General features: G+C 68.1%; 22 protein-coding genes and 2 pseudogenes. 16 read left to right on the top strand and 8 right to left on the bottom strand.

Annotation, left to right across the window (positions count from 1 at the left end):
* Positions 1-84: 84 nt before the first annotated feature.
* The 3 genes from ACTYVM_RS11500 to ACTYVM_RS11490 all read right to left on the bottom strand — a co-directional run bounded on the left by ACTYVM_RS11500 (position 85) and on the right by ACTYVM_RS11490 (position 1,702).
* Positions 85-375 (bottom strand): hypothetical protein, encoded by a 291-nt coding sequence (locus ACTYVM_RS11500; protein ID WP_445525821.1) that lies wholly within the window; start codon positions 373-375, stop codon positions 85-87.
* 308 nt (positions 376-683) lie between these two features.
* Complete coding sequence (locus tag ACTYVM_RS11495) at positions 684-1,385, bottom strand: hypothetical protein (protein WP_445525820.1); 702 nt, start codon at positions 1,383-1,385, stop codon at positions 684-686.
* Positions 1,382-1,702 (bottom strand): PadR family transcriptional regulator, encoded by a 321-nt coding sequence (locus tag ACTYVM_RS11490; protein ID WP_445525819.1) that lies wholly within the window; start codon positions 1,700-1,702, stop codon positions 1,382-1,384. The genes ACTYVM_RS11495 and ACTYVM_RS11490 overlap by 4 nt, the downstream gene beginning before the upstream one ends.
* 462 nt (positions 1,703-2,164) lie before the next feature.
* Between ACTYVM_RS11490 and ACTYVM_RS11485 the strand changes: the two genes are divergently transcribed.
* On the top strand, positions 2,165-2,731 hold the full coding sequence (locus tag ACTYVM_RS11485) for a transposase family protein (RefSeq protein ID WP_445525818.1): 567 nt from the start codon (positions 2,165-2,167) through the stop codon (positions 2,729-2,731).
* Here ACTYVM_RS11485 and ACTYVM_RS11480 read toward each other — a convergent pair.
* The gene (locus ACTYVM_RS11480; RefSeq protein ID WP_445525817.1) at positions 2,713-3,198 is read right to left on the bottom strand and encodes a transposase; all 486 of its coding nucleotides are present in this window, start codon (positions 3,196-3,198) and stop codon (positions 2,713-2,715) included. The two genes, ACTYVM_RS11485 and ACTYVM_RS11480, sit on opposite strands and share 19 nt — an antisense overlap.
* Positions 3,199-3,241: 43 nt before the next feature.
* On the bottom strand, positions 3,242-4,132 hold the full coding sequence (locus tag ACTYVM_RS11475) for a hypothetical protein (protein ID WP_445525816.1): 891 nt from the start codon (positions 4,130-4,132) through the stop codon (positions 3,242-3,244).
* A 541-nt stretch (positions 4,133-4,673) separates the two neighbouring features.
* Here ACTYVM_RS11475 and ACTYVM_RS11470 point away from each other — a divergent pair.
* From ACTYVM_RS11470 to ACTYVM_RS11420, 11 genes and pseudogenes are all read left to right on the top strand, one after another.
* Positions 4,674-5,606: an amidohydrolase family protein gene (locus ACTYVM_RS11470; protein WP_445525815.1), complete on the top strand. Its 933-nt coding sequence runs from the start codon at positions 4,674-4,676 to the stop codon at positions 5,604-5,606.
* Positions 5,607-5,715: 109 nt separating this feature from the next.
* Positions 5,716-5,838 carry a hypothetical protein gene (locus tag ACTYVM_RS11465; RefSeq protein ID WP_445525814.1) on the top strand — a complete coding sequence of 41 codons (123 nt, stop codon included), beginning with the start codon at positions 5,716-5,718 and terminating at the stop codon, positions 5,836-5,838.
* Between the two features lie 26 nt (positions 5,839-5,864).
* Positions 5,865-5,990, top strand: a complete 126-nt coding sequence (locus ACTYVM_RS11460) for a hypothetical protein (RefSeq protein WP_445525813.1) — start codon at positions 5,865-5,867, stop codon at positions 5,988-5,990.
* A gap of 626 nt (positions 5,991-6,616) precedes the next feature.
* The gene (locus ACTYVM_RS11455) at positions 6,617-7,987 is read left to right on the top strand and encodes a hypothetical protein (protein WP_445525812.1); all 1,371 of its coding nucleotides are present in this window, start codon (positions 6,617-6,619) and stop codon (positions 7,985-7,987) included.
* A gap of 358 nt (positions 7,988-8,345) precedes the next feature.
* Positions 8,346-8,711, top strand: a pseudogene (locus ACTYVM_RS11450) (transposase); the annotation flags it as partial.
* Positions 8,712-8,954: 243 nt separating this feature from the next.
* Positions 8,955-9,818, top strand: coding sequence for a hypothetical protein (locus ACTYVM_RS11445; RefSeq protein ID WP_445525811.1), 864 nt, complete (start codon positions 8,955-8,957; stop codon positions 9,816-9,818).
* A complete protein-coding gene (locus ACTYVM_RS11440; protein WP_445525810.1) occupies positions 9,811-10,887 on the top strand; it encodes a polyprenyl synthetase family protein in 1,077 nt (358 codons plus the stop codon). Before ACTYVM_RS11445 ends, ACTYVM_RS11440 begins: the two co-directional genes overlap by 8 nt.
* Positions 10,884-12,350, top strand: coding sequence for a hypothetical protein (locus ACTYVM_RS11435; RefSeq protein WP_445525809.1), 1,467 nt, complete (start codon positions 10,884-10,886; stop codon positions 12,348-12,350). Before ACTYVM_RS11440 ends, ACTYVM_RS11435 begins: the two co-directional genes overlap by 4 nt.
* The gene (locus ACTYVM_RS11430; RefSeq protein WP_445525808.1) at positions 12,337-16,122 is read left to right on the top strand and encodes a hypothetical protein; all 3,786 of its coding nucleotides are present in this window, start codon (positions 12,337-12,339) and stop codon (positions 16,120-16,122) included. The genes ACTYVM_RS11435 and ACTYVM_RS11430 overlap by 14 nt, the downstream gene beginning before the upstream one ends.
* Positions 16,119-17,408 carry a hypothetical protein gene (locus tag ACTYVM_RS11425; RefSeq protein ID WP_445525807.1) on the top strand — a complete coding sequence of 430 codons (1,290 nt, stop codon included), beginning with the start codon at positions 16,119-16,121 and terminating at the stop codon, positions 17,406-17,408. Before ACTYVM_RS11430 ends, ACTYVM_RS11425 begins: the two co-directional genes overlap by 4 nt.
* Positions 17,409-17,411: 3 nt before the next feature.
* Positions 17,412-18,587 carry a ComEC/Rec2 family competence protein gene (locus ACTYVM_RS11420; RefSeq protein ID WP_445525806.1) on the top strand — a complete coding sequence of 392 codons (1,176 nt, stop codon included), beginning with the start codon at positions 17,412-17,414 and terminating at the stop codon, positions 18,585-18,587.
* A 352-nt stretch (positions 18,588-18,939) separates the two neighbouring features.
* On the opposite strand, the gene ACTYVM_RS11415 is transcribed toward ACTYVM_RS11420, so the two are convergent.
* Positions 18,940-19,254 (bottom strand): hypothetical protein, encoded by a 315-nt coding sequence (locus ACTYVM_RS11415; protein ID WP_445525805.1) that lies wholly within the window; start codon positions 19,252-19,254, stop codon positions 18,940-18,942.
* Between the two features lie 99 nt (positions 19,255-19,353).
* Here ACTYVM_RS11415 and ACTYVM_RS11410 point away from each other — a divergent pair.
* A pseudogene (locus ACTYVM_RS11410) lies at positions 19,354-19,467 on the top strand (hypothetical protein); the annotation flags it as partial.
* 268 nt (positions 19,468-19,735) lie between these two features.
* Positions 19,736-19,882, top strand: coding sequence for a hypothetical protein (locus tag ACTYVM_RS11405; protein WP_445525948.1), 147 nt, complete (start codon positions 19,736-19,738; stop codon positions 19,880-19,882).
* A 93-nt stretch (positions 19,883-19,975) separates the two neighbouring features.
* Here the strand turns inward: ACTYVM_RS11405 and ACTYVM_RS11400 are convergent, their stop codons facing one another.
* Positions 19,976-21,349 (bottom strand): alpha/beta hydrolase, encoded by a 1,374-nt coding sequence (locus ACTYVM_RS11400; RefSeq protein ID WP_445525804.1) that lies wholly within the window; start codon positions 21,347-21,349, stop codon positions 19,976-19,978.
* Between the two features lie 185 nt (positions 21,350-21,534).
* Positions 21,535-21,966, bottom strand: coding sequence for a DUF4190 domain-containing protein (locus ACTYVM_RS11395; protein WP_445525803.1), 432 nt, complete (start codon positions 21,964-21,966; stop codon positions 21,535-21,537).
* A 138-nt stretch (positions 21,967-22,104) separates the two neighbouring features.
* Here ACTYVM_RS11395 and ACTYVM_RS11390 point away from each other — a divergent pair, with 138 nt between their 5' ends.
* Both ACTYVM_RS11390 and ACTYVM_RS11385 read left to right on the top strand, forming a co-directional pair.
* On the top strand, positions 22,105-23,391 hold the full coding sequence (locus tag ACTYVM_RS11390) for a sensor histidine kinase (protein WP_445525802.1): 1,287 nt from the start codon (positions 22,105-22,107) through the stop codon (positions 23,389-23,391).
* Complete coding sequence (locus ACTYVM_RS11385) at positions 23,388-24,107, top strand: response regulator transcription factor (protein WP_445525801.1); 720 nt, start codon at positions 23,388-23,390, stop codon at positions 24,105-24,107. Before ACTYVM_RS11390 ends, ACTYVM_RS11385 begins: the two co-directional genes overlap by 4 nt.
* The last annotated feature ends 85 nt before the right edge of the window (positions 24,108-24,192 follow it).

The following is a 24,192-nucleotide window of genomic DNA, read 5'->3' as shown; positions in this document are numbered from 1 at the left end:
GGAATCGGCCCCAGCCAGGAACGCGGCGTTCGCGCGGGCCTCCAGGCCCGTCTGGAGTACGGCCGGGCGGTGCACCGGGCTACGTCACTCATCCCCCGCAGGGCCTGTCCACGTGCGCTCGAACCACCCCTCGTGCTTCCGGATCGCCTCCGATCGGTTCTCCGTAAGCTCTTGCACTCCGTCTGCACGCGCTGCACGCAACGCGGACTCTATGACGAAGTGTTCTGCCCAGGCGTAGTCGTCTGCGGTACGGGCCTCGTCCCACTCGGTGACCGTGTAGCGCTGGCTGCCATCACCGTACGGCTGGACGTCGGGGACGATGATCTTGAAACGTGAGTAGCTCGGGAAGTCGATACCGAGGCTGAGTACCTGCATGGCCTCCCGGACTTTGATAGCGACGCAGTTTCGTGACGGTCCGTCGACGGAGTCGGTGGACCGTCACGAAACTTCGAGGTTAGCTGGTGGTTGGCTTGTTCCATACGCGAGTACGTGCACGACATCGTTGCGGGGCGCGCATTCCAGAGCCCGGCGGCTCAACTGGTACGTCCAAAAGTGGTGTAATCCGCATACCAGCGGTCCTGATAGCGCCAGGGCAAGTTCTGCCGGCCATGGCATTGCCCCCGTAGGCAAAGCTGTAGCGAACGGCGAAGCCACTGCGGCTACTCCCGTAGCCCGCACTCCTCTCACCATTCCCACCCATCGTCATCGCGCTGGGCATACAGAATCGCCCGTCGAGTAGACCAAGCGCGGACCGTGACGCGAAGGGCATGAGTTAGGTGGCGGCGGCGTGGCTCAGCGGCGAGGTCCCAAAGTTCGCTGCGCCATTCTTCGGTGTAGCGTGGCCGATCTGAAGCCGGGAGGATGCGCACTGCAAAGCCGATAAGCCACTGTGCTGGCAGGCTCACGCGCCTCTGACTTGAGCGGGAGACAAAGTCCTCTTCCGGACGGTGCAATGCGGTCGTGAACTTATGCAGCAGGGTGGTGGCTTCATAGCAGGCTTGGGCAACGCGCATGGCCTGAGCGCTACCGCGGGGGTACACGCGGTCGAGTTGTAGCGCGAGCTTGGAAGAGGTCTCGGCCGCGTACTCAAGCCCCTGAGCCAGGTAGGCGGTTCGAGCCTCGACGGAACGGGGCGTACCGATCGCGGACGGGAGCCGAACAGCGCGGATATGGAGGGTTGCGACTGCCTCGGCCAAGTCGAGCGCCAGGTCGAGATCGCTGCTGGTTGCGCCAAGACGCTGAAGAGCGAGGCCATGGGCCAGCCTCTTGGCGCGGATATCGATTCGAGCGAGCTTGCGGATGAGGTCACGGGACAGGCCGCTGGCGTGGCTACGGTTGAACTCGCTGGCGAGGCTTGACCCGCCGGTAACGGGGGCCGGGCTCATGTGCTGGCGCCTCCGGCGAGACCGGGACGCAGTGCGCTAAGTGCATTTCTGCTGGACGTGGCGCGGGCAAGGGCTTCCCTAGCGGATACGGCGCCGTCTGGGCTGAGCCGGTAGTAACGCCGTCGGGGACGGCCCTGCTCATGCGGATCCGCATCCTCCCAGCGTGAAATCAACCAGCCGACGGACTCCAGGCGAGCCAGGATCGGATGGATCGTGCCGCTGGCGAGTTGGGCTCTGGCAGAGATTTCCAACCCATACAGCTCTTCAGTGGGCTTCTCCAGGAGTGCCCGCAGCACTAACTGAGTCGGCAGCGTCATCCGTGGAGCGGAGGGCTCTTGAGGCATGGTTCAACTCTACCTAGCCCTAGGTAGAGTTGAACCATGGATTGATGGTCGACGCGAATGCGACATCTGTTCGTGTTGCCGCGCGGCCGTGATCAGCGAGGCACGCTCACGGTGTTGATCCAGGGCTGGCGATGCGGGATTCAAAGTCGGCGACGGGCCGGTCCTGGAACCGCAGGTTTGAGCGGGCGGGCCTTGAGCCGCTCCTCCAGGGTGCGGTTGTCAGTGGCGAGCTGGCGGACGCGCTATTTGAGGGTGGTGTTCTCGGTGGTGATCCGCTGGATGGCATCCTGGGCCGCGCGAGGGCGCTCCAGGGCGGTTGCAAGTTCCGGGATCGCGTAGATCGTCCGCGTCCAGCGGGAGCTGACGCAGCAACAGCACAGGCACGAGGCCGGTGTTCATCAGGGTGTCTATGCCAGCTGATCACATCGAGGTCTCGTGCCTGCCGCTCCATCCTCCCCGATCCCTGCCGTCCTGGCGAAACTGGGCCCCCTCCACCAGCGCGACACCGGCCGCCTTCGCGTCCACCTCCAGCGCGTACCCGACCCGCGTTCGCCTCGAGGCCGGTGGTATCCCCTGGTCGGCTTGCTGATGATCCGCGCCTGCGTGGTCGTCTCCGGCGCCTGGACCGTCACCGAGATCACCGAGTGGGGACAGCGCGCCACCACCACGGTGCTGGAACAACTCGGCATCCGCCGCCACCTGCCCGGACGTCGCCGCGCCCCGTCCCATGCCACCCTCACCCGGCTCCTGGACGCCCTCGACGGCGATGCCCTGGACGCCGTGATCGGCGCCTACCTGGCCGAACGCGACCACATCGATGCCGACGGCGCCGGTTCGGCGCCCAGAGCGGCGATCGCGGTGGACGGCAAGGCGCTGTCCGGCTCCGCGCACCGACAGCAGCGCCACCGGCACCTGCTTTCCGCCGTCACCCACACCATCACCCTGGCCCAGCGGGAAGTGGACTCTGCTGCGCAATTCGCAAGTCAGGCCGTGAGTCGGTAGGCGAGGCGTTCGAGGCGGCTGCTGCGGGGGCGGTGCTGGTCGTGACCGGTCCAGTAGGCGTCGAGTCTGACGACGTTGAGGGCGGTTGCGGAGAAGGCGTGTTGGAGACGGACCTTCGGGAGCCCGCGGTAGCGGGCCCGGCGGATGCCGGTGATACCGAGGGCCTGGTTGATGGTGCCCTCGATTCCCGCGCGCAGGGCGTATTTCGTCTTCCAAGTCTCTGTCTTCTGCTCGGCCCGGGCCCTGGCGAGGGCTTCTTCGGGTTCTCTCGGCCGCAGGGTGAGCATGCGGCGGCCTGCGGCGGAGCTGGTGCACTGCCCACGGAAGGGGCAGGGGCGGCAGGTCAGGACGCCGAAGGTGATGACGATCGCGTCCGTCCCGTGCTGTTTGACCGGATTCCAAGTGCGCGCTGGTCTTCCCGGCGGGGCAGCGGACCTGGCGGGCCTTCCAGTCGATGGCGAAGGCACTCTTGTCGAAGCCGGCGGCGTCCTTGGCCTGGGCGGGAGTGGTTCAGAAGGACCGGGGTGACCATGCGGACGCCCTGGCCGGCGGCGGCGGTGATGAGGTCGGCCGAGGGATAGCCGGAATCGAGAGGTAGTGCTCAGCGGGCTTCAGACCGCGCTCGGCGAGACGTCGCTGGACCGGAGCCGTCGCCTTCACATCGGGCACGGTGGCGTCGGTGGTGAACACGTCCGTGATCAGGTTCGGTGCCCTCCGGACACCGGCTTCGGCTTCGGCTTCGGCTTCGGCTTCGGCTTCGGCTTCGGCTTCGGCTTCGGCTTCGGCTTCGGCTTCGGCTTCGGTGGGAGTGTCACAACTCTCCGTGAGATGGATCTTGTAGCCGAGCCAGAACAGGTCCTCGCCCTTGGCCGCCCAGCGTGCGTCGAGATCGTAGGGCGAGGCGAGGCGGAGTTGGCCGGGCGGGACGCCCTCGTCATCGGCGGCCCGCTTCACGATCACCTCCCGCCCCTTGGCGTCGGTGCGGAGGTAGTAGGTCTGCACGAGGATCTGCCGCAGTACCCGCACTGCCTCGATCTCGCGTATCCATCCCGGGGCCCCGGGCGCCCACGCGGCCCGGCGCAACGCCAGCGCGTCCTGGCCGAAGACCTGCGCGAGCCTGTCACGCTTGGTCTGCGAGGACGGCATCCGCCAGCTGTCCACCCGCGGCCCGTAACGGTGAGCGAACTCCGCGACGTCCACTGCCCCGGCCAGCCAGGCCGGCGCCGCGACCGCGAGCGCCTCCAACGCGGCCCGCACACTCTCCCCGGCCAGCTCCAGACGGTTCAAGTCCCGCACCGCACTGACCACATGGGTGGAGTCCGTGCGCTGCTTCCCACCGACAGCGACCAGCCCTTCGGCCTTGCAGTGCTCAAGGAGCCGGTCGAAGAGCACCCGCTCCATGCCGTGCTCGGCTCCGTGCAACGGCGCCGTGCGCTATGTGTTCGGGTGCGGTGATGAGACCGGTGCGCATGGGGCAGCTGGCTCCGGTGGACGGAGCGGCGTCACCGCCCCGCAAGCGCCGAGCTCGACCTGATCGCAGATGCTTGTGTAGCCGGCTGCGACCCTCCGCAGCGGCCACCGCGCCTCCCCGGAGCGAGGCTCCACGGTGGGCACCGCCCCTGTGCCCAGGGCGATGCCCCAATCGGCTGTCGCCGCCCTGTGAGACGAGGTGAAAGTCCGTCCGTAGTCGGTTGCTGTCGGCAAGCTGGGGTCTGGGCCGCCCGCTCGTGAAGTGTGCGGGCGGTGCCAACTGGTCAAGGGCGCCTTCGGCGGTGCCTCGCGCCGGGTTTTGCCCGCCACGAAGACAACCGCAAAGGAGATCCAGGCCGCTACCGGCGGGCGGAACGCCTGAGTCAGCAGCGGCTCGGCCAAGTGGCATGCAGCGGGGGCTTCCCATCTACTGGAAAGGAAAGGCGGCGGGGGACTCGAAGGAAGGCCTCCTATGCCGACGCATGCCCGCATCGACACCCATCAGCACATCGTGCCCCCCGCCTACGCGCAGTGGCTCGACAGCCGCGGCATCAGCGCCGGCGGGCTGCCGATCCCCGCATGGTCCGCGGCATCAGCCATCGCCCTCATGGACGACAACTCCATCGCTACAGGGATCGTGTCGGTGTCCACCCCCGGCGTGCACCTGGGCGACGACATTGAGGCGCGGCGCAAAGCGCGCGAGGTCAACGAGTTCGCCGCAGAGGTGGTCAAGGACCGGCCCGACCGCTTCGGCTTCTTCGCCACCCTGACTCTTCCCGATGTCGACGGGGCCATCGCCGAGGCCGAATACGCACTGGAGACTCTGCACGCGGACGGCATTGTGCTGCTCGCCAACGTGCGCGGCACCTACCTCGGCGATCCTTCCTTCGACCCGCTCATGGAAGCCCTCGACGCCCGCTCGGCCGTTGTCTTCGAGCATCCGAGCACCCTGCCCGCCGAGCCGGTGCCCGGCATCCCGCCCTACTCCGCGGACTTCCTCCTCGACAGTACGCGCGCGGCGATCAACCTCGCGCACAACGGTGTGCTGGACCGCTGCCCCAACCTGAAAATCATCAGCTCGCACGGTGGAGGCTTCATCCCCTACGCCGCAGAGCGCTTCGCCGCCGTGTGCTCGCCCGAAGGCACCCGGGAAGCTGGCCTGAACAACCTGCGACGCTTCTACTTCGACACAGCCCTCACCGCGAGTGCCAACGCCCTTCCCAGCCTGCTCGCCTTCGCCGATCCCACCCACGTCACCTTCGGCAGCGACTGGCCCTATGCCCCCGCAGCTCGTTCGACCCAGTTCACCCGCAACCTGGACGCTTACGAGCTGGACCCGTCCGCCCGTCACGCCGTCGACCGGGGAAACGCGGAGGCCCTGTTCCCACGGCTGGCGACTGGCTGAATCCTGGCCGCTACGAGCGGGTGCGGCGGGCCGGGGAAGTTCCCCTGGCCCGCCGATCGTCAGAGCAGGGCCGACCGATCTCAGGCTCGCCGACCTTGGGCTCTCCGGCGTGCGCATGCAACCGCTCGCCGATGTCGAACTCCTCATCGACACGCGCCGCTTCGATGATGTGCGGATCCGCCTTCGAGTACGCAGCCGCCTCGAACGCCTCGCCTACCAACTCACGGCCTGACTCGCGAATTGCGCAGCAGAGTCGAAGTGGGGGCCAAAACCAACGAGACGGCCGCCTTCCGCCCGCTGCTGGAACCACTCGATCTAGCCGGCGCCGTAGTCACCTTCGACGCCCTGCACAGCGTCAAGGACCAGGTGCGCTGGCTGGTGTAGGAGAAGAAGGCCCACTACATCGCAGTGATCAAGGGAAACCAGCCGACCGCGTCGGCCCAGGTTAAGGCCCTGCCAGGGAGCAGGTGCCCGTAGCGCACACCGTCTCCGAAACCGGTCACGGTCGGCGGGAGTCCCGCTCGGTCAAGACCATGGCCATCGCGGCGAACCTGGGCGGGATCGCCTTCCCAAAAGCGCGACTGACCCTGCGCATCCACCGGCGCCGCCAGGAGGGTTCCGGGGCAGCGGTGGCGATTGAAAGCGCGCCTTCGCAAGCGCAACAGCAAGTACTCCTTCACCACCGGTAAGCACCCACGGTCGTCACAGGCGTACACCGTCGACTTCGAGATGATCAAGGATCGGGGCCTTGACAACGCCAACGTCGGCTAAAAGCAATGGTGTTGCACGAGAAGGGACGTGACCCTGCAGAAGTTCTGCGGCGAGTGGGCCTCCTCCGCCCGAGGACGCGGCATCGGCCGACGCGGTGGCCCGTCGGCAGCTGCCAGGACTGTGGATGCTGGGGCATCACCGGTCGTCTGTGCCCCGGCTGCCACAACTGGGGGCGCCCTAACTTCGGTCTTTGCTGTCCGCCCGGGCAGTGCGACCGGTGCAGGCGTTCGATGCTGCCAGTGTCGACCGAGTACGGACTCTGCCGGGGATGCCTCATCCACGTTCGCGAGAACGGGACAGAGGGCCACCCGGACTTTACCCAGCTGCAGATCGCTTTCGGCGGTCGGCTGGCCCACCAACTCCGCAATCTGGAAGGGAGGCTAGGGTATTCACCCGACCGATACCCGGTGCGGTCCCGCGAGGCGGAACGGCAACGGGCCAGGCGGCCGGGGCCCCCGGTCTCGGACCACCTGGTAGATCCGCACCAGCTGATCCTGTTCGACATAGACAGGAACTGGAACCGGGTAGCGCGTCTCACCGTCGACGAGCTGCCCTCCCTGACCCCGGAGTCCGAACAGATCGTGACGGAGTTCACCCGTGTCTCGCGACGACAGAGCCGCCTGATCGACCCGAACCCTCACGGACATCAGGCGTCCCTGCGTGCTTTGCGGATCGTCCTGGCATGGCTTGGTGCTGCGGCCTTCCTCCGCGAGCGCAAACTGCGGACCCTGGCAACCCTCGCCCCCAATATCAGCGGGCAGCGAGTGATCTGGTTCCTGGCCGAACGCGGCCTGCTCGAACCCGATCCCGACCAGCTGATCGATCGCGATGCCCAGACCGCCAAGGAGATCATCAACCAGTTCCCGACCCCAATGAGGGACGAACTCAACTCCTGGATCGAGGTGTTGAGGGGAGCGGGGAGGCGGGAACATCCTCCGCTGTCGTCTCACCGCATCCTCGTGTATCTGCGGATCGTCAGGCCCCTACTCGACTCATGGGTCACCCAGACCGACACCTTGAGATCCATCACCACCAAGGAGTTCAAGGACGTCCTCGACGCCAGAAAACCGGGAACAGCGCGGGCCATTCACCACGCCCTGCGCAGCCTCTTCCAGGGCCTCAAGCAGGAGCGGGTGATCTTCCGGGACCCGACCCGCGGTGTCCTGCCCGATGTGGTCACCCTGCCTGCATCGATGCCGAGCGACCGGCTGGCCGGCCTCATGGAGCAGGCCCGAACTCCCCTGCATCGGCTGCTGCTGGCCCTGGTCAGCATCCATGCGGTTACCCCGCCCCAGGCCGCCCAGATCCGCCTCGACGACGTCGACCTCACCCGCGGCCAACTGATCATCAGACACCGGTATCACCGCCGGACCGTTTATCTCGACCCGCTCACAGTCGAGCTCCTCACCGGCTGGCTCCGTGAACGACAGCAGACCTGGCCCACCTCAGCCAACCCGCACCTGCTGGTCACCAGTCAGACCGCCCTGGACGTCGCCCAACCGCCAGTCAGCGGGGGGGGGCTGTTGCAGGCCCTCGCCCCGGGTCGGCGTCGTGATCCCTTCCCTGGCGGGCGGATTCCCCTTCCAGGACGGCACCGACCGCGTCGGTGATGTCGGGCGGCGGCTCGGTGGTCGTGGCGTTGACCGCTTCGACGGCGGGCTCGGGAGGCACGGGGCCTTCTCCGGCTCGGGTATCCACGGGCGCCACGCAGCGGCTCGCCCGCGCGCGTGGGACGGCCTCATTCCACGGATGTACCTCAAGTGGCCACCGGCGGCTGTCTGTCGACGGACGCGCCCATGAAGCCGGCATTCTGCGGCTGACGTACAGGACGGCCACGAAAAGGGGCTGGCTGCTGGCACCGTGAAACTGGCACGCACCTCGCTGACCTGCACGCTGTCGGCGATCGCGTAGAGGTGCTCGATGCGGGCCTTCGGCGTTGAAGTTGTGGATCACGTCGCAGACCCGGTCGGCGCTGGTGAACGTGGGACCGCCGCAGTCCTCCTCGTCACGGTCGGCGACGGATCCAGCTTCCCGAGCGCCGCCCACCTCGCCTCCTACTCCGGCCTCGCCCCCACGACGAAGTCGTCCGGAACGTCGATCCACGGCGAACACGCACCCAGAGGCGGCAACCGGCGGCTCAAACGGGCCATGTTCCTGTCCGCGTTCGCCGCCCTGCACGATGCTGCCTCCCGCACCTACTACGCCAAATGCCGGGCCCGCGGCAAAACCCACACCCAAGCCCTCCTCCGCCTCGCCCGCCACCGCATCAGCGTCCTGTTCGCCATGCTCCGCGACGGAACCTTCTACGAACCCAGAACCCCACACCTCGCTTGACGAAAGACGTAAAGGCACCCCCCGTACACCGAGAGAACCTCACCGACGCGGCCGCCGTAGCCGAGTCGGCCGTCTCGGACGCACCCACGCCGCCTCACCAAGGGCTGTCGGAATTTCTGCGACATATGGCAGAAGGATGCACAAACGTCATGTTTTTATCCAAATAGTGATAGACGTGGTGATCGTGAGTGATCGCCGCTTGTGTCGCGGCCCCTGGATTCGGCCCGCTTTGGGAGGACAGAGATGAACCATGCCTCGCGCGGCGAGTCCGTGACGGTCTCAGAGCCACCGGGCCCCATCACCAAAGCGATCATCGGGGCCCTGTGGAAGCGGACGTTCGACCCTGATCCGGCGAACCCGATGTACCTTCCGCGGATCATCCGCGACGGCTACCCGGAGTGGGGGCTGCCCTCCTACGATCCCGCGGTACCCGGGGGGACGAGCGCACCGGTCGACATCCCGGACGTGCCCGATGACGTGGGCGATTCGGCGTGCGCGCGCGACGACGTGAGATACCCGCCGGTCTGTACGACCGCGCCGGCCCTGCAACTGACGAACATCCTGTTCACGAATCTCAGCGTCATGCAGGCCGTGAGCCTGAGCTTCTCCGACATGGAGCCCGTCTTCACCGCCGTGGTCAGCGTCGGCACCACCGACCAGCCCTTCACTCTCGACGCCGACGACCCCGCCAAGCCGAACTACTTGTTCTCCATCGGCTGCTGCGAGCCCGTCTCGCCCGAGTCGCACGACTGCGGCGAGCGGCGCTGGACGGCCGACGCCAGCGGGAGGTTCGTCGGCCGGGCACACGACGCGATCCTCACCCTCATCGTCCGGCTGAACACGAGCGGGTCCGGGCCCCTGACGGTCAATGTGCTCGGTGTCGGCCTCACGGTCGACCCCAAGGCGGTCACCGTCGACTTCGACGTGGACGGTGAGCCGCAGTGGGTACAGGACCTCGCTCAGATCGCGGTGAACGAGGGAGTCGCCAACGGGGGTCTGGTGAACGGCATGCGGACGTTCCTGAACCAGCCCGACGTGATCGAGAACATTGAGACGTTCGCCAACGAGGCACTCAAGAACATCCTGGCCGAGATTCCCTATGCCTGAGGCAGTGGTCACACACCCCTACAGCCGGGCGCGCTCGCTGGTGGCGGCGGAGGTGGCGGCGCTCGACGCGCGGCTTGAGGATCTCCTCGACGGACAGCGCTCGTACCTCTCCGACGCTGAGCTCGCGTTCCACCGCGGCGGCAAGCGCCTGCGTCCGTTACTGCTCCTGCTCAGCGCGCACGCCGCCGCGCGCACGCCGGTCGACGTGCTGCCCGAGAAGGCCGTGGCGGCCGCGGTCTCGCTGGAGCTCGCGCACGTCGGATCGCTCATCCACGACGACATCGTCGACCGGGCGCCCACGCGTCGCGGCATGCCCACGGTGAGTGCCTCCCGCGGCTACGAACTGGCGCTGATCATCGGCGACCTGCAGTGGGTGCAGGCCACCCGGACCATGTCGGCCCATGTGGAGACGCGCGAAGACATCGCCCTCATGCGCGACTTCCTCGCCTCGGGTGAGGAGATGTGCCGCGGCCAGCTCGACGAGATGCTGGTGGCACGGCCGGGCGACCGCTCCGCGCTCGTGCGCCGCTACTTCCGGACCGTCGACCGGAAGACCGGGCGGCTCGTCGCCTTCGCGTGTGACAGCGGCGCGCGCCTGGTCGGCGGACTGCCTTCGGTGGTGGGTGGTCTTCGGCGCTTCGGCGGGTGGCTCGGCCGCGCCTTCCAGGTCGTCGACGACGTGCTGGACGTCGTACGGCCCGAGTCGGCCGCCGGCAAGGAGCCGCTCACGGACCTGCGGCAGGGCCGGCTCTCCCTGCCGCTGCTCTACACCCTCGACGACCTGCCCGGCGACCACCCGCTCCACGGCATCACCGACGGACGGCCGCTGTCCGAGGACGAGCTGGAGGACGGCATCCGGCTCCTGCGCCACGGGAACGGCTGGGTCCGCGCGCTCGGGGACGCGCGCGCGATCGTCACCACCGCCCGGGCAGAGCTCGCGCTGCTCCCCGGCGGCCCGCACCGCGACGCGCTCGACGCGCTGGCCGCCCACCTCGTCGACCAGCCGTTCCTGGACTCCTACGGCACTGCGACCGCCTGCTCGCCCGAGAAAGGACACCCCCGGCCATGACGCTCCTCCCCGGCGCGGGCGACAACACCGACTGCGATCTCGTCGCCCGCCTGTGGCAACTGCTGAACTCGCCCGCCTCGGGCCAGTGGTACCTCGGCTCGATCATCCGGGACGGACTGCGCGTCCCGGCCCTGGGCATCGACATCCCCCCGTTCCCCGTCGTCGCGATTGGCGACATCCCCGAGCAGACGATGTTCGACTGGGCGGCCGAGCACCTCGGCATCGCCATGTCCGCGACGGTGCTCAGCGGCCTAGACACGTTCACCGACGGCACCGCCGCGTGCCGGCCGGTGAGCTCCACCGCCACGGACGTCACCCTGACGCTCCGGTTCGGGCGGATCTTGTTCTCCGGCGCCTACGACGTCGGCGCGTCGGGCCTCACGGGGTGCGCCCTGGCGACCGCGGCGACGCTGCTCGGCAACCCGCCGTCCAGTGCCGGCGACAGTGCCGACCCGCGGCTCGAACTCGCGACGTGGTACCGCGACGACCCGCACGGCCTGGGACAATCGGAGAACGGCAAGGTCCTCGTCGGGACGTACTACCTGCACGAGGACACGATCGAGTCGGTGACGACCGCGCCGGCGTCCGAGGTCCCGGCGGCCGGGCTGTACCGGCAAGTGCTCTCCCAGCAGAAGACGAGCGCCGACGCGGTGACCGCCTCCACCGGCTATTACCAGCAGCAGGAGTCCGGTGAGGATCCACCCGGACAGCCGCCGAAGATCGGCGACAGCCCGCAGTACGCCGGCGGGTTCAAGACGTACACCTACCTCAACATGGCCGTGCAGCAGATGCGCGAGCAGGCGGGCCTGGCGCTGGAACCGGGCAACGAGTTCGCCGACCTGCAGAACGCGATGGCGCAGTTCAACGCCCAGGTCAAGGCATATCAGCGGGACAACCCGGGCGAACACGACACTCAGAAGATCATGGACTACGTGGCCTCGGCCGAACAATTGTCGAACGAACAGCTCACCGCCCTCGGGCTGCCCGGCATCCCGGTGCACGCGCCCGACAGCGAGGAGGTCGTCGACCACGTACAGCCGTGGCCGCTCGACCGCGACCGCGCACTGCGAGCCCACGCCGCTCGCGCACCGCGCGCGCGGGCCGCCGACGACTGGTTCAACGTCCGCGGGACGTTCAGCGACCAAGCCCAAGCGCTCTCGCTGACCGTGGCCGCCACGTTCACCGCGACCTCCGACAACAAACTGTTCGCGCAGGCGAACTCGATCACCCTCAGGATCGGGGCGCTGCGCATCATCCTCGGCAACAAGGACGGGTTCAACAGCCAGCCGGGCCTTTACGACAAGGTCACGAACTGGATCGCGAACACCCCGATGTTCCAGGACCTGCTCATCAGCAAGTTGAACGCCGGCCTGAACGACAGGGCCGTGCTCGGCCATCTCAGCGACGCGCTGAACGCCGGTCTGAAGGAACTCGGGCTTCAGGAGCGGCATGCCACCTCATGACTTGCAGGAACTGCTCACCGCCGTCCAGGGATGCATCACGGGCAGCGGCGAGGACCGCCGTTTCGCCATGGCCCCCGACTACCTCGGATCCCCTGCGATCGCCTCCCTCATCACCGACTCGTTCCCCCTGACCGACGGTTACTGGGCGCTGCGAGCCCCCGACGACCCGCGGATCGAGGGCTCGGCCGTCGTCCTGACGGGCACCATGGACCTGCTGCTCGGCCTCGCGCCGGCCCGGCTGAAGGTCTCCTTCGACCTCGCCGACGCGGGGCTGCCGAGCCTGCTCGCCGAGCTGCCGCCCCTCGACCAGCCGCGCCCCCTCGTGGCCTGGAACCTCGGCAACGCCTTCCCGGTCTGGAGCGAGCAGCGGTCGGTCCTCACCCAACTCGTTTTCGACGCGCCTGCCTTCTGGTACAGCTCGATCGAACGGGCCGCCACGGACGGCACCCCGGCGGTCGCGGTGGGCCTGACATTCTCCGCCGCCACGCTGGAACTGGAAGGCGTCCTCGGCGCACTCGGGAACCTGACGGGTCTACGGCTGAACGACCTCGACGGCGCGATCACCGGCCCGGAAACCGCGCCGCTCATGCAACTGCAGGCGGCTCCCGTCACACCGCTTCCGATCCAGGGGTTCGACCTGCCGCTGGTGTTCACCGCCGTCTCGGCGCAGCCCTCCGGGGCCGGAAAGATCCAGGTCCCGCCCCCACCGTTCGAGACCTACCTGCAGTTCGTCTCCGAGGTGCAGATCGGCAGCGCCCCGCCGATCCCCGTGTCGCTGCGCTTCACGGGCGTCGGCACCATGCTGACGTTCGGCGCCGACCTGCGCGGGATCAGCCAGTATGCGATGAGTGAGCTGCAGGACTTCGTCCGGGGCGCGCCGATCGGCACGATGCTCGACGGTGTCTTCGAGATCGGCTCCTACGTCGGTCTGCGCGACCTCAGCGTCCACATCGGCCTCGAACCGCTGTCGCTCACGGCGATCGGACTCGGCGTCGGCACCACCAAGCCGATCACCGTCGTGCCGGACTGGGTCGAGATCCCGGACGTCAACGTCGACTTCATGGTCGACAGCCCGGCCGACACCCCGGCCGTCACCGCGCTGCTGAGCGGCACGTTCACCTTCCTGAGCGACATCCCGGTGTCGATCACCGCCGCGTACCCGGAGATGGTCTTCACCGGGAGCGTCGAGCCGGACGAGCCGATCCCGCTGGCACGGATCGTCGAGAAGTTCGTCCCGAGCGTCACGTCGTTTCCCGCGATCGCCCTGGACGACCTCTATGTGGCCGCCGACTTTACGCAGCAGCAATACGCGTTCCAACTCGCTGTCTCAAGCGACTGGAAGATCCCGATCGGGATCGCGCGGTTCCAGCTCGAACAGGCCTCGCTGGCCCTGGGGTACGACGGCGCCGCGCCGGCGAGCGGCTTCAGCGGCGAGATCGCGGCGAGCGCCGTCCTCTTCGCCGAGGACGACACGGAGATCGCGCGGTTCTTCGCCGACTGGAAGATGCCCGGCGCGGACTTCGTGCTGCAGGGCACCTTCCCCGAGATCGACCTCACCCGGCTGGCGACGGTGCTCACCGGGGGCGGGGTCCCGAACTCCGAGGGAGTGCCGCAGATCGTCCTGCGCGATTCGCTGGTGCGGCTGCGCATGGAGGCGGCCGCCGGCCGGACGCGGCGGCTGACCGGCACGACGGCCTACCGCTTCGACCTCGCCACGACGGTCGACGTCCAGGACATCGGCCAGGCCGCGCTGGCGTTCGAAGTGCGCCGTGGCACGGACGGGAGGACAGGCTTCGCCGTCGGCCTGGTGGTCCAGCCCGGGTGGAAGCCCGACCGGCTCTGGAGCGGGCTGCGCAGCGTCATGGACGTGATCGACGTCCATGACGCGGGCCTGATCCTGTCCTCGATCACCGACCAGCAGTTCACCCTGCCGGGATTCGACCGCCTGCCCTATGTGCCGCCGGTGATCCAGCCCGGGGTGACGTTCTTCAGCTCCGTCGAGCTCAAGGGTGACGTCTTCTCGCTGCTGCGCGACCTCTTCGACCACGACCTCGAACTGGACCTGTACGCGCGCATCGACCCCTCGAACATCGTCGACTCCGAGATCAAGGCGTCCCTGCCGGGTGACGCGGGTCGGAACGCGGTCAGCTTCACCGGCCTCGAAGTCGCCATGAAGCCCGGCGCGGGCGAATTCTCGATCACCGCCGGCGCCCGCTTCGTGATGTTCGGGGAGTTGCTGACGCTGCGCGGCGTCGGCGCCGTCAAGCTCGGGCCGCCGACGAGCGCGACGTTCGCCATCAGCGTCGCCGACTGGGAACACCCCTTCGGCATCGCCGGCCTGACGGTCCGCACGTTCGGGCTCGCCGTCTCGCTCGACGCGGAGGGCCTGGGCGTCGGCGTGCTCGGCACCTTCGTCATCGGCGACGACCCCGCGACGCAGTTCCAGTTCACGGTCGGCGGCGACGTGAAGGACTTCGAGGTGCCGGACGCGTTCGTCTGCGCACTGGAGTCGATGTCGCATCGGCCGCTGAAGGTGACGGACCTGGTCAAGCAGTTCACCTCGCTCGACCTGTCGGACGTACCGCTCCTCGACGGCCTCGCGTTCACCAAGCTCGCCTTCTACATCGTCGGGAACCCGGCCGGCTGGACCGGCCCCGGCGGCTACTACCCGGCCGGGATCGGCATCGACGCGGATCTGACGCTCTACGACTGGCAACTCGCCCTCAAGCTGGAGGTGGACAGGAAGCGCGGAATCCTCGCCGACGGCGCCCTGAGCAAGCCGATCGAGATCGCGGGCCTCCTGAAGATCTCCGACGCCGAGGGGACGAAGGGCCCGCGGATGCGGATCGACACCAGTGCGCTGACCGGCATCCCCGTCCGCAGCCGCATCGACGAGATCACGTTCCGGCACGCCCGCCCGCTGCCCACCGGGGTGACGTACGCGGTCATGCCGGTCAACCCGTACGCCGTTCTCACCGTCGGCAGGTCCGACAAGGCGTACTTCACGGCGTCGGGCGCGCTGCAGGTGCTCGGCGTGGACGAGTCGTTCTCCGGATCGGTCACCGCCGACGGGTTCGAGGTCAACTTCCACACCCTGCTGGCGAAACTGTTCCGCGCCGAGTTCACGGCGTCGTTCTCGAAGAGTTCGGGGTTCGAGGGGCACGCGAAAGGCTCGTTCGACTTCTCGCTGAACTTCCCGAACGGTGTGAAGATCGACGGCTGGCCGGTGCTGCCGCCGGTCGTCGTCGAGGGGCCGAACGCGACGCTGATGATCGACCTCGTCCTGAAGACGACCCAGGCGAGCGTCGCCCTCGACCTCAATCTCAACTGGGGCTCGTTCAACTTCCACCCGAAGTTCTCGCTCGACGCCACCCAGGTCGCAAACATGCTCGCCGACCTGTGGAACCAGATCGTCGCATGGATCGCGGACCATCCGAAGACGTTCTTCGCCGATCTGCTGGCCGATGTCGCCAAGTACGTCAAGGCACTGGCCGACGGCCTCATCTGGGCCGGCCAGAGCGCCCTCGAGATCGCAGAAGTGCTCTATCACGTGTTCGGCGTCGACGACGTGGTGAAGATGGCCGGCTACCTCGCCGACATCGCACGGCTCGGCTTCGCGGACATGCTCGAAGCCCTTATGGCGGTGCTGGGGGTGAGCTACGAGGTGGCGCTGGCCGCCCTTCGGGCGGTCGGCGACACCTGCGCCGTGGCGACGAACGAATTCGTGATCTACGGCGGCGATGCCACCCGTCGACCGGGAGGCGGACGATGACCCCGTTCGACGTCGCGGTGGGGCTCGACGAGGCGGCCATGTCGCAGGCCATGGCGGCCGTCTATCGCGAGTTGTATCCCCGGGTGTTCACCGGGTCACAGCGCGTCGAGAAGGCGGGTCTGGAGTTCGTCGTCTCGTGGGATGTGAAGGCGCCGCCGACCGTGGTGCTCGGCCCTCCGCCCGAAGGACGCCACCTCCTCGCCCGGCACCTGCGCACGCATCTGGAGCCCCCTTCGGGCCTCACCGTCGAGCAGTTGATCGACGCCTACGCCGCGACACTGGAGCACACCACGTTCCAGGTCGTCGCCAACGAGATGACGATGAGCATCGAGGGCGGCGGCGAGCACGCCGTCGTCCCGGTGAAGGTCGTCCTGTACGTGCAGATCGACTCGTTCGGCGCGCATATGACGCTGCGTCCGCTGAAGGCGACCGGGACCACCGGCAACCCCACCGACGACTGGTTCCTCAACAACATCATCCTGCCCGAGGCGGTCAAGGTCGCCCAGGAGATGCTGCCGGGAATCGACCTGCCGCCACTGACCTTCGCCGGCGTCGGCCTCACCCCACCGGCCGCCGACGTGACACCCCGGCACGTCGTCGCCCTCGCCGCGCTGTCGGGAAGACCGGTGCCCACGCCGCCGTACCCCGAGAACTGGCCGCAGAGCCCGTTCTTCGCGGTGCTGAGCGACGACGCCAAGCTAGCGATCGGCCGCGCGGGCGTGCGGTCCATGGTCGGTAAGTCGTTCGGCGAAAGCGGGAGCGTCGACATCGGCATCGGCACCGCCCAGTACGCGGCGACGGCACGCATCGCCGCGATCGACGTCGGCCTCGCCGGCCGGGGCGCGCCGCAGTTCACGTTCTCCGCGGCGATCACCGGCAACGTACGGGCCGGCATCACGATCGGGTGCACCACCTTCGGCGTGAACTACACGCTGTACGCGGCACCGCCGCCGACCGGCACGATCGGCCTCGAACTGAGCGGCACCCAGGTGAGCGCGAGAACCCAGCACGTCAACACTTTCGTGCTGCTCATCAGCCCCGACGGCAGTCCGATCGAATGGCTGCTCTCGGCGCTCACCGTGCCGCTGCTGCAGGCGGTCACGGCGGTGTTCTCCCCGCTCATCACCATGGCGTTCGAGGGGCTCGTCTTCCCGGTGACGGTCCTGCCGAGCGTGTTCATCGACACCAGCGGCGTGCGCCTCGCCGTCACGCCGACCGACGTTCACTTCGCGACGTTCGCCGGCCTGACGTCGATCGAGGGCACGGCCCGGATCACCGGAGGCTGAACCATGCCACCCACCAAACTCATTCGCACCAGCGGGACGAGTCTCGGCCCGGGCCCCAAGCTCGTCGTCGACTTCATCAACACCTGGCAGGGCAACGCCGTCCTCGTCTCCTTCCCGGACGGCGGGTTCATGCTGGTCGACTGCGGCTCACAGGCGACGAGCACCAAAGGCTGGCCGTTCACGCATGTGCAGAGCTACATCACGTCCGTCACCGGCGGCAACCGCATCAGGACCGTGGTGCTCAGCCACGGCGACGACGACCACACCGCCTTCGTCCCCTACATCGCGGAGGCGGCCAAGCCGACCTACGTGCACTTCGGCGGCTCGATCAAGAGCTACAGCGACGACGTCCAGAAATGGATCAACCGACAGGAGGGGAAGAAGGACCAGAGCGTCTTCCGGTACCCGCCGAACTACTGCGTGCCCCAGCCGGACGCCGACTTCGGGTCGGCGACGACGACCGGTGCGGCACAGGTGATGGCGCTGGCCGCCAACTTCGGCAGGACGACGAACAGCAAGAGCATCGTCCTGATGATCCGCTTCGGCAAGCACGCGGTGGTCCTCCCCGGCGACGCGGACACCAACACCGAGACGTTCATCCTGCGCAAGGTCCCGAAGAAATACCTCTCCCAGTGCACCGTCCTGATGCCCGGCCACCACGGCGCCGCCGAGTCGACGGGAAAGCCGTTTGCCGAAAAGCTGGACCCCGACGTCGCCGTGATTTCGGCGAGCGGCGCGAACATGTCCTACGCCCATCCCAACTGCGCGAAGACCACCCTGCTGGGCAAGTACTGCCTCGACGGGGCCGTCAGCCACAACGTGACCTGTTCGGTGGGCAAGGGATTCCCGTACACGGTCTGGGACACCACCGAGACGATCCTGACCACCGCCACCAACGGCGACGTGCGCTTCATCTCCGACGGCACCAACTGGCGGCTCCTGGCCAGTACGACGGCGGCCTACGAGCTCGCGCAAGCGGAACCCCACCCGCTGCTGCGCTCGATGGTTGCCAACGCTCCCTGGAACCGACGCCCGGCCATCCGGTTTCCGGCGGTTCGGCTCGCCCCTGACCCGAACCTTGAACCACTCGCCGAACCGGAGGTGAGCGGTCGGGCCCGCGAACCCGACCGACGAAGGCAGCCGTTGACAGGCACACCTGGTGCGTTGCCACAAGGGTGATCGCAGCCAACCCGCCGGCTCCTGCTGTATGGGGGTGTGAGACCGGCGATGACGGCGTCGTGGGGGACGGCTGCAAGTACGTGTCACCGAACTTTGAGTGCGCTGGTCAGCGGAGGACTCGCAGGAAGGGGCATTGCATAGTCGCGACCGGTCCGGTTCGTTTGCCTCATGCGTGACGTGGTGTCATGTCCCGGCCTGGTCTGGGATGTCCCCGGGAAGCAGAGCAGGCACGGTGCCGTTGATCACGTGGTTGTCGAAGACCCATGCGAACCGAGCGAGACCGTGCCTGCCCGAACATCATCGGCCACGCCCGCCGGGGCGGGGAATCTGGCCCTCCCGGACCTCTGCGCCACTACTCAGGACGCCGCTGACCTGCGACGCTTCCCTTATTTGGATGCCCGGCCCGCATGGCCTGCGGGGACGGCGATATCCGCTGCTCCCCCTGTTGTGTGCGGCGACAGTAGCCGTCCTGACCGGTGCCCAGTCTCTCATCGCGATCGGTGGATGGATCGGCGATGCCCCGCAGCCGGTCGCGGGTGTGCTCGGCTTCCTGGGCGCTGACGGTCTGGATGTCACACGTACATGACGACGGGGAGAGGAAGCGGTCACCGTCGGCGGCCGCCGGGAGTCCGACGGGTTGCGCCGCGTAGCGACGCCAGAAGGCCAAGCCTCCCCCGTCCTCTCGAACACCCCCGAACGGCAGACTCACGGCGAACACCCCTACGGAAATCGGTGGCAAAACGGCATCAATGCCGTCCGCAAGCTCATGCAGTGGCATCAGGACTCCTGCCAGATATGCGCCACCGCCCTGGTCCTTCCCTCACCCCGCGACCGCTACAGCGAAGCAACTCATATCCGCGCCAGAGAGGACGGCGGACCCAACCTCACCGAGAACCTGCTGTGCCTCTGCCCGAACTGCCACGTCCGCTTCGACGGCGGAGCATACGTCCTGACCGACGACCTCACGATCGTCGACACCGTCAAGGACCGCCTGGGAGCCAAGCTCAAGCGCCATCAGTGGCACTACATCAATGCCGACCACGTTCGCCACCACCGCCACCACTGGACCCGCCGCAATCCCGCACCTCTCACGGCCCTGCTCTCGAAACAGCAGAGCGACCGAAACCGCTGGTCGGGTCCCTCTTCCCATGAACCCGGACCATACCCGGGCCAAGCCTGGCCGTATCCCTTCACACAGCGCGTTTGTACTGGTCAGAGCCGTGCACATGGTGTACCACCAGCAGACCAAGAACCTCCTGGTGTCGTACTCCCCGAAGAAGCTCGGCTTCTTCTAGACGTATGCGAGAAGGCGCCTGACCTGGGTTTTCACCCGTCAGGCGCCTTACGCTCAGCCCGCTCTCGACCGAGCCTGGGTCGGTGGCGGCGATTCAGCGCCCGGCCGGCGCATGGCAGGTCAGGTCCCTGGCCGGGAGTTGGCCCGTGGTCAGGTAGGCATTGGCGACCTCGTCCGCACAGGACCCCGCGCCGTAGACGCCGTGGCCCTCTCCCTCCGCGACGGTGACCATGCGGGAGCCCCGCAGGGCCCGGTGCATGTTCCGGGCGGCTGTCAGGGGTGTCTGCGGATCCCATTCGTTCTGCAGTATCAGCGCCTTGACGTCGTTGTTCACGGTGGTCGGGGTCTCACTGCCGGGCTTCCAGAAGGCGCACGGTTTGATGTTGGACGCGAAGTCGCCGTACAGCGGATACCGGGCCTTGTCGCGGACGGCGTCGCGCCGGTACTGCTCGGGGTCGCGCAGCCATGTGGCGGAGGTGTCACCGCACATGACCGCCCAGAGGCCCGCGATCTCGTTCTCCGGGGGAAGTTCGGGGTCGGGTGCCGGCGTGGCGGGCTCGGCACCCTCGGTAGCCTTCTTCAGCTCGGCGACCCAGGCGGCGGCCTTCTGCTTCTGGAAGAAGATGTCGCGCACGGAGCGGATGTCGTCACCGGTGAGGAGCCCCTCGTCGGTGGCGACGGGTTTGCGGTTCGCCTGGGCGACGATCTCCCAGAAGGTCCTGCGGACCTCGGCCGGGGTCGTGCCGAGCTGATAGGCCGTGTGCTGGCGGGCGGTCCACTCGCTCCACCTCACGAAAGCGGGTTCGGTCCCCTCCGCCATCTCCTGGAAGGTGCCGCGTCCGTACCGCACGGGGTCGACCGCGCTGTCCAGCACGAACCGGTCGGCCCGCTGGGGAAACATCTGCATGTAGACAGCACCGAGATAGGTGCCGTACGAGCCTGCGTAGTAGGAGATCTTCCTCTCTCCCAGTGCGGCGCGCATGACGTCCATGTCGCGTGCGGTGTCGCGGGTGGTGATGTGCCGCAGCTTGTCACCCTCTTCGGCTGCGCACTTGTGTGCCACCAGGCGTGCCCACCGCACGTCCTTCGCGAAGGTTTTGGCGTAGTACGCGCGGTCGAAGTTCAGTTCGTCAGAGGACAGACCGCAGCTGAGCGGAGAGCTCTGCCCGATGCCCCTCGGATCGAACCCGATGAGGTCGTACTGCCTTTTCACCTCTTGGGGAAGATACGCCTCCAAGACGACCGGAAGGCCCAGGCCCGGCGCACCGGGGCCGCCGGGGTTGAACAGCAGCACGCCACGGCGTTCCTTTGGACTGCTCGCCTTCAACCGGTTCACCGCGATGTCGAGTTGCCTGCCGCCGGGGTCGCCGTAGTCCAGCGGCACCTTAAGAGTCGCGCACTGAAACGTGGCGGGCGTCTTCGCGTCGCAGTGCCGCCAGTGGAGCTTCTGCTGTGTGTACTGCCGCATGGGGTCCTTGGCAACAGCCCCGGAAACCGCGAAGGTCGTCTCGGGTGTCAGCGTCGCGGCCAAGGTCGCTGCGGTGCAGGCAACCAGAAGAGACGCCATGCGCTTGTTGCGCATCTTGCGTTTGTTTTGCACCGGGATGCTCTTCCTTATCGGTGATGGGGCACAGGGGCTCGGCTTGTCGCCGCTCAGTTCGCGGCGAGGTGCCGGCGGACGCACTGCGCGTATTGCTGGAGGCTGTCGGGCTGGTAGCACGCCTGCGTTCTGTTCGCGTACCAGGCCATGAAGAGGGCGAACAGCACGGACACGACGATCGCGAGGAACGAAGCCAGCACGCCGGTCACGGCCTTGCCCCGGCCGGCTCCGGTCCGCTTGGCCGTCCTCAGGCCCAAGGCGCCCAGGACCACGCCGATGGCTCCGAGCAGCCCACCGACGAAGATGATCGAGGTGAACAGGCCGGTGACGCCCAGCGTCATGGCCGCCGTGGCCAGCCCGTTCCTAGCGGACGGAGGCCGCATGCCGGCCACGGGGCCCCCGGGCGGCTCCGACGTCATCCTCACCGGCGCAGCCCCGGCCGTCGCCATGTACTGCGGCACCGCCGCCGTCCTTCGTGTCTTCATCCGCTGTCCTCCCGTTTCGATGGGGCAGGACACGATCATGGAAGCGGGAGGTACGCGGGCGCATCGCGAGAAGGCGTGGGAAAGCCCTCCCCCGATCGGGGGAGGGCCCCTGTGCATCGGCCCGCCATACTTGCCGACATGATCAGGGCAATCCGGCCGTTCCTGCGCGGCTCCACATATTCGGGCGCGCTGTTCGCCTTCCTCGGCGCTGTGGCGAGCGCTCCGCTGCTGCCTCTCGCCGTGCTCCCTGCTCTGGTGTGGCGCTCCGCTCCGTATGGAATGCGGGCCGCTCTGGCCCTGCTGGTCTGGGCGGCCCTGATCACTGCGGTCGGCCTCGTCCCCGCCACGCGGCGGGTGCTGATCGTGTCCGCGCGCCGCCTGCTGAAGGTGCAGTTGCCGGACCCGGTGCCGGTACGCAGACCTGCCGACTCACCCGGTGCTGGTCCGGCTCCTGCCGTGCCGTCCGGTGCCGACCGCCTGCGGACTCCTGCCTGGCTGCTGCTGCACGTGGCACTCGGGTGGACGGGGACACTGGCGAGCAGCGTGCTGTTCCTCATGGGTCTGGCCCTCCCGGAGCATTGGACGGGCAGCGATATGGAGATCGTTCTGCTCGACTGGACGCTGCGGCCGGAGCAGGGCTGGCAGAGCTGGGTGACGGCGATCGTCTGCGTGCTGCTGGCGGTGCTCGTGTGCGTGGCGATGTCGAGTGCTCTACGGTGGCTGGCGCCACGCCTGTTGGGGCCGTCGTCCGCCGAGCGCCTCATGCTGGCGGCCGAACGGGAGCAGCGCCTGGCTGAACGCAACCGGCTGGCCCACGAGTTGCACGACTCGATCGGGCACACGCTGACGGCGGCAACGATCCAGGCGGCAGTGGCGGGCGAGGTGCTCGCCGCCGACCCGGTGGCGGCTCGAGCCGCCCTGCGCAGCATCGAGGAGTCGACCCGGGCCGCGCTTGAGGACCTGGACTACGTGCTGGGCGTACTGCGTGAGGAGCAGGCGGAGACCGCGCCGGTCCGGACGTTGGCCGATCTACCCGAACTGCTCGACCGATTGCGGCACACGGGCGCCAGGGTCGAGCCGGACCTGACCGGTGACCTGGCACAGGTGCAGGGCACGCTGTCCCGCGCGGCGTACCGGATCCTGCAGGAGGGGCTGACGAACGCGCTGCGGCACGGGGGCGGCGGTCCGATCCAGGTCGAGGTGGCCGCCACGCAGGACGGGCTGCGGCTCAGTGTGGTCAACCGGACCGGCCAGGAGAAGAGCACGAACGCGGGTGCGAACCGGGGCGTCTTTCCGACGTCCGGGCACGGTCTGCCCGGCCTCGCCGAGCGCGTACGGCTGCTTCACGGCGAGTTCGAGGCGGGCCCCCATGGGGCGGAGCACTGGCGGCTGGCGGTCCACCTGCCGGTACGGGTGTCGGCATGACCGGCCCGGACACGGCTGCCGCTGCCGCGACTGACACCGCCACCGCCGGGCCCGCCACCACCCCGGTCACCCTCCTGATCGCGGACGACGACGAGGTGACCCGCAGCGGTCTGCGCACACTGCTCGCGGCACAGCCACAGATCTCGGTCGTCGGGGAGGCCGCCGACGGTGTAGAGGCAGTCGAGCAGGCACGGCTGCTGCGGCCGGACGTGATCCTGATGGACGTGCGCATGCCGCGCCGCAACGGGATCGAAGCCACGCGGCAACTCCTCGCCGAGTCGGTCGACCCGCCGAAGGTCGTGGTGATCACCACCTTCGAGAACGACGACTACGTCACCGCCGCGCTCAGCGCGGGGGCCAGCGGGTTCGTGCTCAAACGGCGTCCGGTCCGGCAGATCGCGGAGGTGGTGCGGGTCGTGGCGGCAGGGGAGACGATCCTCTTCCCGGCGGCCCTGCGCCAGATGGTCATCGCCCGCCCCCTGAGCTCGGCCGAGGCGTTGCCGAAAGCGGCCCTGACGGGGCGCGAGGAGGCGGTGCTGCGGATGATGGCCACCGGCCAGTCCAACCCCGAGATCGCCCGGGCGCTCACGGTGAGCCTGGAGACCGTGAAAACCCACGTCGGGAACGTCCTGAGCAAGCTCGGCGCGCAGAACCGGACCCACGCGGTGGTGATCGCGTACGAATCCGGCCTGGTGATGCCGGGATTCACCACCTGACCTCCGACGTGTCCTTCACCCGCGTCAGGGTGCGTTTCTTCCGGTGGGACGAGAAATGCCAGGTCAGTGACCTGGGCCCGCCGCG

Source organism: Streptomyces cyslabdanicus (genome assembly GCF_052663305.1).
This window is presented reverse-complemented; position numbering and strand designations above follow the sequence as displayed.

Excerpts from the sequence above, each read along its gene's own strand:
- ACTYVM_RS11500 (WP_445525821.1), bottom strand. The coding sequence starts at position 375 with ATGCAGGTACTCAGCCTCGGTATCGACTTCCCGAGCTACTCACGTTTC.
- ACTYVM_RS11495 (WP_445525820.1), bottom strand. The coding sequence starts at position 1,385 with ATGAGCCCGGCCCCCGTTACCGGCGGGTCAAGCCTCGCCAGCGAGTTC.
- ACTYVM_RS11490 (WP_445525819.1), bottom strand. The coding sequence starts at position 1,702 with ATGACGCTGCCGACTCAGTTAGTGCTGCGGGCACTCCTGGAGAAGCCC.
- ACTYVM_RS11475 (WP_445525816.1), bottom strand. The coding sequence starts at position 4,132 with ATGGAGCGGGTGCTCTTCGACCGGCTCCTTGAGCACTGCAAGGCCGAA.
- ACTYVM_RS11470 (WP_445525815.1), top strand. The coding sequence starts at position 4,674 with ATGCCGACGCATGCCCGCATCGACACCCATCAGCACATCGTGCCCCCC.
- ACTYVM_RS11445 (WP_445525811.1), top strand. The coding sequence starts at position 8,955 with ATGAACCATGCCTCGCGCGGCGAGTCCGTGACGGTCTCAGAGCCACCG.
- ACTYVM_RS11440 (WP_445525810.1), top strand. The coding sequence starts at position 9,811 with ATGCCTGAGGCAGTGGTCACACACCCCTACAGCCGGGCGCGCTCGCTG.
- ACTYVM_RS11435 (WP_445525809.1), top strand. The coding sequence starts at position 10,884 with ATGACGCTCCTCCCCGGCGCGGGCGACAACACCGACTGCGATCTCGTC.
- ACTYVM_RS11430 (WP_445525808.1), top strand. The coding sequence starts at position 12,337 with ATGCCACCTCATGACTTGCAGGAACTGCTCACCGCCGTCCAGGGATGC.
- ACTYVM_RS11425 (WP_445525807.1), top strand. The coding sequence starts at position 16,119 with ATGACCCCGTTCGACGTCGCGGTGGGGCTCGACGAGGCGGCCATGTCG.
- ACTYVM_RS11420 (WP_445525806.1), top strand. The coding sequence starts at position 17,412 with ATGCCACCCACCAAACTCATTCGCACCAGCGGGACGAGTCTCGGCCCG.
- ACTYVM_RS11405 (WP_445525948.1), top strand. The coding sequence starts at position 19,736 with ATGAACCCGGACCATACCCGGGCCAAGCCTGGCCGTATCCCTTCACAC.
- ACTYVM_RS11400 (WP_445525804.1), bottom strand. The coding sequence starts at position 21,349 with ATGCGGCAGTACACACAGCAGAAGCTCCACTGGCGGCACTGCGACGCG.
- ACTYVM_RS11395 (WP_445525803.1), bottom strand. The coding sequence starts at position 21,966 with ATGAAGACACGAAGGACGGCGGCGGTGCCGCAGTACATGGCGACGGCC.
- ACTYVM_RS11390 (WP_445525802.1), top strand. The coding sequence starts at position 22,105 with ATGATCAGGGCAATCCGGCCGTTCCTGCGCGGCTCCACATATTCGGGC.
- ACTYVM_RS11385 (WP_445525801.1), top strand. The coding sequence starts at position 23,388 with ATGACCGGCCCGGACACGGCTGCCGCTGCCGCGACTGACACCGCCACC.